The organism is Solibacillus sp. FSL H8-0523, assembly GCF_038051985.1.
GTDB lineage: Bacteria > Bacillota > Bacilli > Bacillales_A > Planococcaceae > Solibacillus.
The window spans coordinates 1,225,451-1,238,524 of sequence record NZ_CP150291.1 but is presented as its reverse complement, the minus strand read 5'-3'; the positions used below and the strand labels follow the sequence as shown (position 1 = coordinate 1,238,524).

The following is a 13,074-nucleotide window of genomic DNA, read 5'->3' as shown; positions in this document are numbered from 1 at the left end:
GGTCTTGAATCAATCCTGTAACAAGACTAACACACAGAAAACCGCTACGCAACTGAATTCCTTCATGTTTTGATGAGATTTTAACTTTTTTTACAAAAAAACATAAATTACAGGACAAATCACCTAGAAAGTGAGCTATCCTGCATAAGTATTCTTGCTATCTTTATAGCCTATTTTTTTAAAGTATAAACGTGATTAAGCCTCTTTCTCCCTCATTAATCATTCGCTCTAGCATTAAACGCATCCGATTTTTTGCATGAGTCGGCACGCTTGTCATTTTATAGCGAATGCTTTCTGTCAGCACTTCATGTAATGGCGTCCCAAACAATTGCGTTTGCCATAGAGCGTTACGATCGAAATCATAGGCATGCTTTAAATCCTTTAGTAAATGTTGACTATGAAACTCAGAGCCAATTAATGGTGAAAATTCAGCTTCCATGTCGATACGAATAATATGGTAACTCGGTGCTACCGCCTTCATACGTACCCCGTAAAAGTTATTTTGTGAAATTAACTCAGGCTCACTCGGATCAAATTCATCCATCATTGGCAGTGTAACACCGTAGCCATCAACCTTTGCTTCTTCAATCGCTTCACGGAAACGCTGCTGTGCACGCTTTGCCTCTGCCGCCTCTTTAATAAAGAGCAGCCAATCTTTTTTCGAATCCACAGGCGTTTCAAGCCAATTTTTACAAACATCTTTATACACATCATTATGAATCGTCACACGTAAAGTTGCGACACCTAATCCTGCATCAATAGATTCTACCGAACAGCTTTCGACAAAATCGATTTGTTGTAAAAATGAACTCGCTTCTTCGACATCACGAATCTTCATGAAATCATTTTGCAATTGTGTACTCGCAAAGCTTAACGTTTCATTTAATACATGATCTGGGTCTAGCACATCCAACCAATCTGGTTTTTCCACACGAATTTCTGCCACCGGAAACTCAAATAAGGCCTCTTCAAGCACATGCATAATATCGCTTAGCTGCATATTAGTAATCGATGTTGCAATCACCGGTACTTCATATGCTTCGATTAACTGATTACGCAACAACTGTGTTTCGGCACTATTTGGCGTTGTACTATTTAATACAATAACAAAAGGTTTACCGATATCTGTAAGCTGATCTATAATTTCAGCCTCCGCTTTTGCAGCAGCTGCTCGGCTCATCCCATTTACCGTACCATCTGTTGTAACGACAATACCGATATTCGCATGATCACGAATGACTTTATCTGTGCCGATTTTGGCCGCTTCCTGAAAAGCAATCGCCTCATTGTGCCACGGTGTTTGCACAAATTTCGGACCCGATTCATCCTCATACCCTTTTGCCCCGTCAATCACATAACCTACACAATCAACTAGTCGTACACGCATCGGAATTCCACTTTGGCCGAATGTAATCGTCGTACCTTGTGCCGGTACAAATTTCGGCTCCGACGTCATAATCACCGGACCCGGCGAGCTTTGCGGCAATTCATCCATTGCACGCATACGATCTTCTGCGTTATCAATGTTCGGTAAAATAACCCCTTCCATCACCTTTTTCACAAACGTCGATTTCCCCACACGCACTGGACCTACTACTCCAATATACAAATCACCATTCGTGCGTAGTGCTAACTGTTGAAAAATTTGCTCGCTCATCGCATTGCCCCCTTTTTTAACGCTAGTAAACAACAAAATTGCTCACTACCACGATATGAGGAAAATCTCTATTCTATGAAAAAAAATCTCGCACAAGCATGCGAGATTTTAACGTTATTTATTAATTGGGTCATAGTCGATTACAGGTTCATTATTTTCATCTACGGTATAAGGTAGTGAATACGCCGGAACAACAGGGAAGTTGTCGACTAAAATTTCGCGAATATCCTCACCCGGTTGCGCAGTAATGTTGTTTTCCTTCATATACGTATATAAATCCATTGAATAATCAATATAAATTTCACCTTCAGCCGTCACGATAAATGGCAGCTGGTTATTAGAATACGGACTATTTACGGTTACTGCTTCTTTATAGCCGATATTTTCAAAGTTGATTGTATACACATGTTCTTGCACTTTATCTTTAAACTGTGGATATTTCGTTGCACTAAAGCGAATTTTGATTTCACGCATACGCTCTGGTGTACGTAAATCGACTAATTTCACCGTTGGATTTTGTTCTGCATCCCAAATCATGTATTGGAAAATCCCACCCTTTTCATACGCATTCGCTGGCGGTGAGCCAATATATTTTGGTACAAGCTTTTCAAAATCAATTAAATATTTAATAAAAATATCGGTATCTTCATCACGTGTTTTGATTGGTAATACCCCGGTGTCTTGCTGGTATTCAAGTACCGCACGCTGCACGCCCGCAAGCATGTCGATATCTGGACGCATACTTGACTGATCAAAGTTTGTTGGTGAGCCACAGCCTGCTAACAACACGATGACGCAGGAAAGGGCGACAAGCCATTTCGTGAACTTTTTCATATGTATCCCTCTTTCATTAGTTAGGCCACGTTAAAATAACGAGTACCATTAATAGCGTTCCGATAAAAAACATGACATACGCGACTAATTTTAAAAGGAAGGATAATAAAACATTATGTACCCATTTGCGAACTGCCGAAATAATTAACAATGACACAAGCAGTAAGCCGATTGAATAAAACGACACCCACATGACATCAAGTGCATGCATGGTCGCAAGTGGTCCGCGCGCCGATGCTAAAATAAATGCTGATGGATTCAATTGCATAAGGTGTTGCAACGTTAAAACCGCCTTTCTATTATTTTCACGTTCATTCCGGTAATAATTATAGCCTTTTTAGTCAAAAAAATACAGAAGGTGTCGTGATACACCTCCTGATTTGTGACAAATTGTGAAATTTTATGGCGGTGTTTGCTATAAAGTTGGTATGAACGAGTGAGCTCTTGTAAACAAGTCCGTTCTGCTGCGTTACGGCGGACGCTTTCCGCGGGCACGGCTTCAACTAATTTTTTGTGCCTCTGACGGTGGCACAAAAAATGGATTTTACGCGCGTGCTGTTCCCGCAGGAGTCTGCCGCCTTCACTCCGCGCCACTCTGCTTAGGGATGGGGTTAGATTCTTTAATAGAGTGCTTTAATAGTATAAAAATATGGAGGTATGTTCAAATTCATATATCTAATGAAGGCATCAAAACTTGAATACCTCTTTACCTCTTTCTACTTTTAATTTATGAATTTTGAACATGTATAATAATAAACAAACGACTAATTGAGTTTCCTAGTAGTCGTTAAAATCATTATTTCTAATTTTCAGAACTCCAACAAAAAAACACGCTGCCAAAAACTTGGCAACGTGTTCCTCCTAAATCTATTCCATTAACTCATTTCATCAATTTCACTTTTCTTCGTACGGTGCATTAATGATTCCACTAACACTTTTGGCTCGATGTCGTTAAACAACACCTCATAAAGCGCTGACGTAATCGGCATTGTTACATCATATTTCTGGGCTAATTGATGTGCCGCTTTCGTTGTACGTACACCTTCTACGACCATGCCCATCTCTTCAAGCACCTGATCAAGCTTCATGCCTTTACCAAGCATATTGCCTGCACGCCAGTTACGTGAGTGCACACTTGTACAAGTAACGATTAAATCACCCATACCCGTTAATCCAGCAAACGTAAATGGATTACCGCCCATTTTGACACCAAGGCGCGTAATTTCCGCTAAGCCACGTGTAATGAGTGCTGCTTTGGCGTTGTCGCCGTAATTTAAGCCGTCGATCATCCCTGCAGCTAGTGCAATGACGTTTTTTAGTGCGCCACCGATTTCTACACCCACAACATCGTCATTTGTGTAGACGCGGAAATAATGGTTCATGAATAAGTCTTGTACTTTTTCAGCTGCTGCTAAGTTTTTACAAGCTGCCGTAACCGTTGTTGGATGCTGTAAGACAACCTCTTCTGCGTGAGAAGGGCCTGATAATACGACAAGATCACTGACCACATGTTCTGCTAAGCTTTGTTCCATAAACTCTGAAATACGCATTAACGAATCTGGCTCAATGCCTTTTGATACATGCACGAATAATGCGGGCTGTTCGATGTATTGTGAAATTTCCGTACATACCCCGCGAATGCCTTTTGTCGGCACCGCCATGACAATTGTTGAACCGTGTTTCGCTGCTGCTTCTAGGTTACTTGTTGCCTTTAAGTTTTGCGGTAACGTGGTATTTGGTAAATACTTTTTATTTGTGTGGTGCTCATTAATTTCTGTTGCTTGGTCCTCACGATGCGACCAAATTAATGTGTTATGTCCATTTTCAGCTAATACGATTGCGAGTGCCGTCCCCCAAGAACCGGCCCCTAAAACTACTACATTTTCCATTAAATAACCCCCAATTTCACTTAAAATGATTCCGCTTTAAGTCAAATCCATATGAAATAAAAGCGCTAGTTCATTTTCATAAACTAGCGCCATTTTTATTATTAGTCACGAGCACGTGTAATTAAACGAATTGGTGTACCTTCGAAATCGAAAGTTTCACGAATACGATTTTCTAAGAAGCGCTCATATGAGAAGTGCATCATTTCTGGTTCATTTACGAACACAACGAATGTCGGTGGTTTAATTGCCACTTGCGTTGCGTAGTAAATACGTAAACGCTTGCCTTTATCTGTTGGCGCCGGGTTACGTGCTACAGAGTCTTCGATTACTTCATTTAAGATTGATGATTGAATACGCATTGCGTGATTTTCACTTACACGTCTAATGATCGGTAAGATGTTACGTACACGCTGTTTCGTTTTCGCTGATACGAAGACGATTGGTGCGTAATCTAAGAATAAGAAATGCTCACGAATTTGTTCAGTGAACAGGTTCATTGTTTTTTCATCTTTTTCAATCGCATCCCATTTGTTTACAACAATCACAATCGCTTTACCCGCTTCATGCGCATAACCCGCGATTTTTTTGTCTTGTTCTTGAATACCTTCATCCGCATTCAGAACAACTAAAACAACGTCAGAGCGTTCGATGGCACGTAATGCACGTAATACTGAATATTTTTCAGTCGTTTCATATACTTTACCTTTTTTACGCATACCCGCTGTATCGATGATGACATATTCTTGTCCATCAAATGAATACGGTGAGTCAATTGCGTCACGCGTTGTTCCTTGGATTTCACTTACGATTACGCGATCTTCACCAAGGAATGCGTTTACTAATGATGATTTACCTACGTTTGGACGACCGATTAATGAAAATTTAATCGTGTCTTCGTCATAGTTTTCTTCATCTTGGTCTGGGAAATGTTTCGCACATTCGTCTAATAAATCCCCTAAACCTAAACCGTGTGAACCTGAAATTGGCCAAGGCTCACCGAAACCTAATGAATAGAAATCATAAATCATATGACGCATATCAGGGTTGTCGACTTTGTTGATAGCTAAGACAACTGGTTTTTTTGTTTTATATAAGATTCTTGCTACTTGCTCATCCGCTGCTGTTACACCTTCACGACCATTTGTCATGAAAATAATTACATCTGCTTCATCAATAGCAATCTCTGCTTGCTGACGAATTTGCTCTAAAAATGGTTCGTCTCCAATATCAATACCGCCTGTATCGATAATATTGAATTCATGTGCTAGCCAATCAGCCGAACTATAAATACGGTCACGTGTTACACCTGGAATATCTTCCACGATTGATACACGTTCGCCGACGATTCTGTTAAAGATTGTCGACTTACCTACGTTCGGACGTCCTACGATGGCGATTACTGGTTTTGTCATCTGTACTTCATCCTTCCAAACTCTATCTTCTTGTATTATACACGAATTCGTCCATTATATCATTTTTTCACACTATTCGAAATGTATTTGGCTTTTTATCAATATGAGTGATGTTTGAATAAAGTCTTACTTTTTTATTGATGGGCTACGGCATGACAGCATTATGGCCACTTGGTACATGTCCATACTACTGTCTTTAATGCCGTTTGCGAGGCCCACCAATTCAGCAATTTAATAAATTTATGCGGGGTGTATATATTCCCTCTAACAACAACTTTATACGGAATAAAAAATACAACCTCTCTCTTATTAGAGAAAGATTGTATTTTACGTGTATTATTTAAAGCCTTTTAACTGGTCGCCAATAACGTCGCTAAATGAGAAGCCAGTATTTTCTTCTGGTAGCTCATAATCGAAGTTTTCGTCTGCCTGTTCTGCTTCTTGTAACGCTTTGATGCTTAGCGCTAGGCGTTTTTCACCTTCACTCACTTCAAGCACCTTCACTTCCACCTCTTGACCTTCTTTTAACGCTTCATGAGGTGTATTGATGTGCTTATGTGAAATTTGTGAAATGTGCACAAGTCCTTCAACGCCTGGGAATAATTCCACAAACGCGCCGAATGTTACTAAGCGCTTTACCGTACCCGTAAGAATAGACCCTTTTGCTGCTTTGTGTTCAATGTCCGTCCATGGTCCAGGTAACGTATCTTTAATGGATAACGAAATACGTTCATTTGCTGGATCAATCGAAAGCACCTTCACTTTCACAGCTTGGCCTTCTGAAAGCACTTTTGATACATCATCTACGTGCTCATGTGCCACTTGTGAAATGTGCACAAGCCCGTCGACGCCACCTAAATCGATGAAAGCACCAAAGTTCGCTAGACGCTGGACAGTACCTTCTAAAATGTCGCCTTGTCGAATCGTATCAATGACTTGCTGCTTTTTCGAAGCTTTTTGCGCTTCTAAAACGGCGCGGTGCGATAAAATTAAACGGCCTTTTTCTTTATCTAATTCTGTAATTTTAAAGCTCAATGTTTTGCCTTTGTAATCATCAAAGTTTTCTACAAAATAATCTTCAACAAGTGAAGCTGGAACGAAGCCCCGCACGCCCAAATCGACGACAAGCCCGCCTTTTACAACATCTTTTACTTCTGCTTCAAACACTTCACCGGATTTGAATTTCACTTCAAGCTGATCCCATGCAGAAATCGCATCGACCTTACGCTTAGAAAGTACGTAATTCTCCTCCTCTACCTTTGTAATCATTAAATCTAAATGATCGCCAACTGAAACTAAATCAGAAGCTTTTTCAATGTGTAAGCTTGAAAGTTCGCTAATCGGTATAATTCCGTCGAAAGGTGCACCCTCAATCGAAACCGTTACTGACTTTTCATCTACCTTTTCAGCAACACCTTTTACAATATCTCCTTCTTGAAATTGCTGGTTTGACCCTAAATTCATTTCCTCAGACATATGTAACCCTCCTTCGCATATTCCACTTTTTATTTTATTCGAAAAGTTCCACAAAAACAAAATATATCCCTTTGTTTTCAGAAATTTCTCACTTGCGCATTAAATGAGCGCCAGATTAATGCATTTTTTGCTGTGCAAGCTTTAAAATTTCTTGTGCTGCTTCGTCAATCGATAGCTCTGTTGTATCTAAAAATAATGCATCTTCAGCTTGAATTAACGGCGACGCTTCACGCTCACTATCCAACTTGTCGCGTAATGCGATTTCTTGTTGTAGAGATTCGATTGTTGACTCAATCCCGCGACGTTCGTTATCTAAGAAACGACGACGTGCACGCTCTTCTACTGTTGCAGACATGAAGATTTTTAGCTCTGCTGTCTTCAACACATGTGTTGCGATATCACGGCCGTCCATGACAACCCCACCATCAGCTGCTAACTTTTGCTGCATCGCTACTAAGATCTCGCGAATATTTGCATGTGCTGCCACTTCCGATACATTCGATGTCACTTCGTTTGAACGAATCGCCTGTGACACATCGATTCCGTCAACAAATACTAATTGCCCTTGCTCTGAAGGCTTTAATGCGATTGTTGTCTCCTGTAGCATGGCTTCGATTGCTCCAGCGTCATGTAATTGTATGTTTTCGTTTAACGCTTTATACGTTACCGCGCGATACATTGCACCGGTATCAATGTATGTAAAACCAAGTGCTTCCGCTACGATTTTTGCGATTGTACTTTTACCTGCCCCTGCCGGACCGTCAATTGCAATTTGAATTTTTTTCACCATAAAATAATCCCTACTTTCCGTTGATATTGTATCATATTGCATAAAATTAATTAATTCATATACCTTATTTTACAATGAAAAAACGCACCTTGAAAAAACTTTTCAAAGTACGCTTTCCTTATTTTTTATAATTCATTTAATTCTTTTTTACGAATTAACACTTGGCGCTCGAAACAGAAGCGAACAATGTGCTGCTGATCTATATCATCTGTATCAGTAAAGCGAATCGATGCCACTTGCATTTGATCTCGCTCAAAAATCCGAACGACAATTGCTTTCGTTTCTATATAGCGTATGTCTCCATTTGAAAACGGCAAGACCGCCACTAGCTGCACTTCGTCGCCCTCTGTAAAGCCAACTGGTGTTTTAATGTGAATCGCTGTACCACCCGCACTAATATCTTCAGCAACAAACTGATAGTTGCGTCCTTCAAATTCAATCGCAATATCTACTGGCGTCTCGACGCGTACATATTCACGACGCTGAATTTTGATAAACTCATCTTTTGGCGGACACGCTAGCATGATCGTTTGGATATTGCCCCCTTTACGGCCTAAAACTTCCGTATTGAAGCAATAACTTTCCTTTGTTTCTGTATTAAAATAACCACGAAATTGCGCGCCATCAATTAAAAATGCAGTCTTATTTGTTTGTAAATTAATCGGATAATCAATATAAATAATGTTTCCGATTTTTTCTACTACACGGCAACGGAATTTTTCGTTGCGTTCTGTGTAAGTAGGTTCTAATATCAATTGAGTACCAAGTTTTAGTTCCATTTGCCTCTCCCGCCAATCCGATAATTACCACTATTATCTCACGGGATGGATATTTATACTAGAGACTGTAAAGGAAATTTTCAAATTCCTTAGTATAATTTTTCAATTTTTAGTACCTCTTGTTTTTCGCTATCAATGACAATTCGAAATGTGTCTTGTTTCGCATTATTTACACGGGCAATTACTTCATAGCATTTGCGTAGTTCCAGTGCAGCATTGGCCGTATAAATTTTCTTCACTTCCTCTACTGTCACATGATCTGCAAAAAAGGTTTCCCACTGAATCGGTAGCTCAGCTTGCGTTGGAATCGTTTCTTCTTGAATATATTCCATCGCATTGACTCCCATGATTTCACCGTTATCCTTCGCTACTTTCACTTGAATACTATCTGGGTAAACAAGTGCGCCGTCGTCTAACGTGCGCGTAAAGACAAAGTGCCACGCTTCGTGATTTTCACGCGATTCACTTAACGTCACGTCTTCATAGCCTACCTGTTTCATAAAGTTTTGTGCAGCTGTTGTGATTTCCTCATGCGACCTCGGATTTTTTGTCACCGGACGCTCCATTAAAAATGACAGCAAGTGCCCGCCATTCTCTGTAATATCCGCATAGCCAATTCTGGCACCGCGCACATATTGAATATGGTAAAACGGGTATGGTGCATCATCCTTACTTTTTGAAACCGTTACGATGGCATCATCAATATGAGGGAAATACATTTTAAACGTTTGGATGGCCTCGCTTTTCGTAATCTTTTGCTCTTTTAAATGCTGTAAGTCTCGCTTTTTTTCATAATCTGATTCACTCGCCGTTAGCGGGAAATCCGTTTCATTATAGGACTTCAGTTGCTTCGAGACATTAACAAATGGTGAATCGCCGAGCTCTAGCTTTTGATTATTCGTCCATTTCTTTAAATCTGTATCATTATTATAAAAGGCGACTGTTGCGACATTCCATTCTTCAGCAAAGGCTTGCAAATTCGTTGCGACTGTCCCCATTTTGTTTTGCCACTCGGTGTAATCCCCACTATTAGCGGCTTGCTTGGCATTGTCACCAACTTTACCTAAGTAACGCATCCAATCATTTTGTACATCCTGCTGCAATGGTAAATTGGCAACAGATTTTCGAAGTTCACTGCTCATCCGCCAAATCGAATCTAGTTCATTTGACAACGTTTTTTCATCTTTAAAAAGTAATGATTGCTCAACCGTTGTATGCAGCAAGGATAATTTTTCTGTAGCGGCTGAGAAATCACGCGTCTGCGTAGCGTATACAGCACGCTCAAGCTGCTTGTTTTGATTGTAATAATCAATGGACACAAAGGCTAAAATAACAACAAATAATCCCAATAAATAGGTTAAACTTCTCATCATGTCACCTGCCTATACACAAAAAATGTGTTCGCCAATCTGTTTGATTTGCTGCCTTGTCCAAATCCATTTACTCGTTGCCGTTTTTGGATTGAAATAATACAGTGCATTTTCGGAAGGATCCCATCCGTTAATCGCATCGAGTACCGCTTGTTTTGCACGTTCATTTGGTGTCAGCCAAATTTGTCCATCCGCAACCGCAGTAAACGCTAATGGTTGAAAAATAATTTCAGAAATCGTATCTGGAAATTCTGGAGACTCTAAACGATTTAAAATGACTGCAGCAACCGCCACTTGCCCTTCGTATGGTTCACCGCGCGATTCTCCGTACACCGCGTTCGCTAAAATTTGCAAATCCTGCTCGCTATAACCTGGTGGTAGCTGCATCGAAGTAGTTGAATTCGAACCGCCCCCTTCCTTTACTTGCTGATCGAGCGGGGAATTGCCGTAATGCGTAAAACGATTGCCTGCACGAATTTGCTTTTGCACATAGGCTTCGTCGTAATCTGAGTTATTCAGTAATTTTTCCTTTGTTGTTTGCCCTGCAATTCCGTCAACCGGCAACCCGTACTGCTCTTGGAAATTTCGAAGAGCCCAATACGTCCCGTAGCCAAATTTGCCGTCAATATCGCCATTATAAAAACCGATATACTGCAATCTGGCCTGTAGTTCAATGACATCATCTCCAAATGCACCGCGCTGGATTTCTTGATTCGTAAAGGCTGAACTCGTTGGTGCAAGTGATAGCGCGAACAACATGCCTAACAAAACAATTTTTTTCACATCAAACACTCCTTTATACGTAGGATGGTGAAAAAAATAAATCTTATACATAGAGAAAGGTATTGTCCAGAATGTTTTCTGGACAATACCTTTTGCGCCGAGGATGGAGGCCAGCACGATGCTGGTCATGAATGCTAAGTTTGTCACAGGATGTGACAAACTTAGCATTCGTTCTTACTTCTGACCACCGCAAAAACACCGCCCTAAAGCGGTTAAATAACATATGAACGAAGTACTGGGCGAAAAGTAAATACTTTCCGCCCAGGTATATCAGAACCGTTCATGATATTTTGATAAATGCTCAATTAAATGCTCATGCGCCTGCTTTACTTTACGTAAGGCAAACCACCATAAAAACAACATAAACGGCAGCATGACATAAATAAAGTTGTCTTCAAGCATTAAAATCGAATTATACATAATATGTAATCCCATCGGCGCTACTAAAGCCAAGAATATATACTTCTTCTGAATTTCATCACTCGAGAACTTCCCTTTCCCGTAATAATAGCCCATTACAACGCCAAACAACGCATGGCTTGAAACCGGTAAGAGCGCACGCATAAACGCCTGATCAATACCGTATGACAATAAATAGATGACATTTTCTACCGTTGCGAATCCGAGTGATACCGCAGCGCCAAATAATATGCCATCATACGGGTCATCAAATTCCACATGACGCAAAATCACGGCAAAAATAATCAGCCACTTTATCACTTCTTCAAATGTACTCGTAAATATGACATTAATAAAAAATGGATCGGTAAATGTTTGTTCTTCTTGTAACACAAATTGAATGAACATGACTGGGAATGTAATAATCGCCCCATAAATAAAAGCATGTAAAAGTGCACGTCTTGGCTCGGTGTCCATTTGATTGCGTAAATAAAAATAACTGAGTAGGGCCAAACCCGGTGCAATTGCTGCAGATACAAGTATGAACATGTCACCAGGCCCCCTTCTCCTAAAAATAAACTACAATTATTATAGCACTATTAGTTCAGTGAGGTGAAGTATCACAAGATTTTGATACTTAAATCCCAGAACAAAAGCGCTTTAGCCTAGATAAAGCAAAAAACTCAGCCACAATAGCTGAGTTTTCATGAGTTAATGCATAAACGTATCAAAGTCTGTATTTCCATTTGCCAGCATTAATAAGAGTTTCAAACGTGCTTTTTTCGGGTCAAAATCGCCACCCATTAATACACCGCTATCTTTTAAATTATTGGCACTGCTATAGTAATCGTAGGTTGGGAAAACGCGTCCTTCTTCTGTAGACGTAGTTAGCACGACCTTTGCGCCCTTTTGACAGAGCTTTTCAATCACACTTGTCATCTTGGGTGTCACTTGTCCGCGTCCTGCACCAACAAGAATCACACCATCTACTTCCGCTTCAACTAAAGCATCTAACATGATCGAGCTTGCTCCTAAATAGGCTAAGACAATCTCTACTACCGGATAACTTTCTTGAATGGCATAAACTTCTTTATGCGTCGGCTTTTGATAGATAACGACCTCATCATTATCGATAAAACCAAGCATGCCATAGCCAATTGCACCAAAGCCGTTAATGCTTGAAGAATGGACCTTTTTCACATATTTTGAGTGAATAATTTTTTCATTAAACACAACACATGTCCCGATATTTTTCGCTTCATCACTTGAGGCAACAAGTAAAGAATTACGTAAATTCGAATAGACATCTGTGCCGATATCGCCCGGTGATTTTTGTGAACCGGTTACAATAACCGGACGCGTATCATGTATCGTTAACTCTAAAAAGTACGCCGTCTCTTCCAAGCTGTCCGTCCCATGTGTAACAACAATGCCACTCACCGATTCATCTTGAAATACTTGTTGGATCGTTTTATTTAATTGATTTAAATTATCAAAGGTCATATGCATCGATGGCACTTGATATAAGTCAATTAGTTCAATATCCATCTCGTTTTCAAGCTGACACATCGCTAAAATTGCCTTGCCATCAAGCTTGCCTGATTCTAATTTATTTTTCTCATTACGTGTACTGGCAATCGTTCCACCTGTTGTAATTAACGCCACTTTTTTTTTCAATACATTCA

12 protein-coding genes are annotated in these 13,074 nt (G+C 40.1%); all 12 read right to left on the bottom strand.

The features are described from left to right. Positions 1-178: 178 nt before the first annotated feature. Positions 179-1,657 carry a stage IV sporulation protein A gene (spoIVA, locus tag NSQ62_RS05870; RefSeq protein ID WP_341322998.1) on the bottom strand — a complete coding sequence of 493 codons (1,479 nt, stop codon included), beginning with the start codon at positions 1,655-1,657 and terminating at the stop codon, positions 179-181. Positions 1,658-1,771: 114 nt separating this feature from the next. Then, complete coding sequence (locus NSQ62_RS05865; protein ID WP_341322997.1) at positions 1,772-2,491, bottom strand: hypothetical protein; 720 nt, start codon at positions 2,489-2,491, stop codon at positions 1,772-1,774. A 16-nt stretch (positions 2,492-2,507) separates the two neighbouring features. After that, entirely contained in the window at positions 2,508-2,771 is a 264-nt protein-coding gene (locus NSQ62_RS05860) for a DUF2768 domain-containing protein (RefSeq protein ID WP_341322996.1), read from the bottom strand. Between the two features lie 595 nt (positions 2,772-3,366). Then, on the bottom strand, positions 3,367-4,380 hold the full coding sequence (locus tag NSQ62_RS05855) for an NAD(P)H-dependent glycerol-3-phosphate dehydrogenase (RefSeq protein WP_341322995.1): 1,014 nt from the start codon (positions 4,378-4,380) through the stop codon (positions 3,367-3,369). Between the two features lie 101 nt (positions 4,381-4,481). Further along, positions 4,482-5,792, bottom strand: coding sequence for a ribosome biogenesis GTPase Der (gene der, locus NSQ62_RS05850; RefSeq protein WP_341322994.1), 1,311 nt, complete (start codon positions 5,790-5,792; stop codon positions 4,482-4,484). Positions 5,793-6,128: 336 nt separating this feature from the next. Beyond that, complete coding sequence (gene rpsA / locus NSQ62_RS05845) at positions 6,129-7,268, bottom strand: 30S ribosomal protein S1 (RefSeq protein WP_341322993.1); 1,140 nt, start codon at positions 7,266-7,268, stop codon at positions 6,129-6,131. Positions 7,269-7,383: 115 nt separating this feature from the next. Then, a complete protein-coding gene (gene cmk / locus NSQ62_RS05840; RefSeq protein WP_341322992.1) occupies positions 7,384-8,058 on the bottom strand; it encodes a (d)CMP kinase in 675 nt (224 codons plus the stop codon). Between the two features lie 125 nt (positions 8,059-8,183). Continuing rightward, entirely contained in the window at positions 8,184-8,837 is a 654-nt protein-coding gene (locus NSQ62_RS05835; protein WP_341322991.1) for a flagellar brake domain-containing protein, read from the bottom strand. Between the two features lie 89 nt (positions 8,838-8,926). After that, complete coding sequence (locus NSQ62_RS05830) at positions 8,927-10,210, bottom strand: PepSY1/2 domain-containing protein (RefSeq protein ID WP_341322990.1); 1,284 nt, start codon at positions 10,208-10,210, stop codon at positions 8,927-8,929. Between the two features lie 9 nt (positions 10,211-10,219). Continuing rightward, on the bottom strand, positions 10,220-10,966 hold the full coding sequence (gene sleB / locus NSQ62_RS05825; RefSeq protein WP_341323892.1) for a spore cortex-lytic enzyme: 747 nt from the start codon (positions 10,964-10,966) through the stop codon (positions 10,220-10,222). Between the two features lie 294 nt (positions 10,967-11,260). After that, the gene (prsW, locus tag NSQ62_RS05820; protein WP_341322989.1) at positions 11,261-11,938 is read right to left on the bottom strand and encodes a glutamic-type intramembrane protease PrsW; all 678 of its coding nucleotides are present in this window, start codon (positions 11,936-11,938) and stop codon (positions 11,261-11,263) included. 162 nt (positions 11,939-12,100) lie between these two features. Then, positions 12,101-13,066, bottom strand: coding sequence for an asparaginase (locus tag NSQ62_RS05815; protein ID WP_341322988.1), 966 nt, complete (start codon positions 13,064-13,066; stop codon positions 12,101-12,103). Positions 13,067-13,074 lie beyond the last annotated feature (8 nt).

Coding starts and splice junctions, on each gene's coding strand:
- spoIVA (WP_341322998.1), bottom strand. CDS start 1,657: ATGAGCGAGCAAATTTTTCAACAGTTAGCACTACGCACGAATGGTGAT.
- NSQ62_RS05865 (WP_341322997.1), bottom strand. CDS start 2,491: ATGAAAAAGTTCACGAAATGGCTTGTCGCCCTTTCCTGCGTCATCGTG.
- NSQ62_RS05855 (WP_341322995.1), bottom strand. CDS start 4,380: ATGGAAAATGTAGTAGTTTTAGGGGCCGGTTCTTGGGGGACGGCACTC.
- der (WP_341322994.1), bottom strand. CDS start 5,792: ATGACAAAACCAGTAATCGCCATCGTAGGACGTCCGAACGTAGGTAAG.
- rpsA (WP_341322993.1), bottom strand. CDS start 7,268: ATGTCTGAGGAAATGAATTTAGGGTCAAACCAGCAATTTCAAGAAGGA.
- cmk (WP_341322992.1), bottom strand. CDS start 8,058: ATGGTGAAAAAAATTCAAATTGCAATTGACGGTCCGGCAGGGGCAGGT.
- NSQ62_RS05835 (WP_341322991.1), bottom strand. CDS start 8,837: ATGGAACTAAAACTTGGTACTCAATTGATATTAGAACCTACTTACACA.
- NSQ62_RS05830 (WP_341322990.1), bottom strand. CDS start 10,210: ATGATGAGAAGTTTAACCTATTTATTGGGATTATTTGTTGTTATTTTA.
- sleB (WP_341323892.1), bottom strand. CDS start 10,966: ATGTTGTTCGCGCTATCACTTGCACCAACGAGTTCAGCCTTTACGAAT.
- prsW (WP_341322989.1), bottom strand. CDS start 11,938: ATGTTCATACTTGTATCTGCAGCAATTGCACCGGGTTTGGCCCTACTC.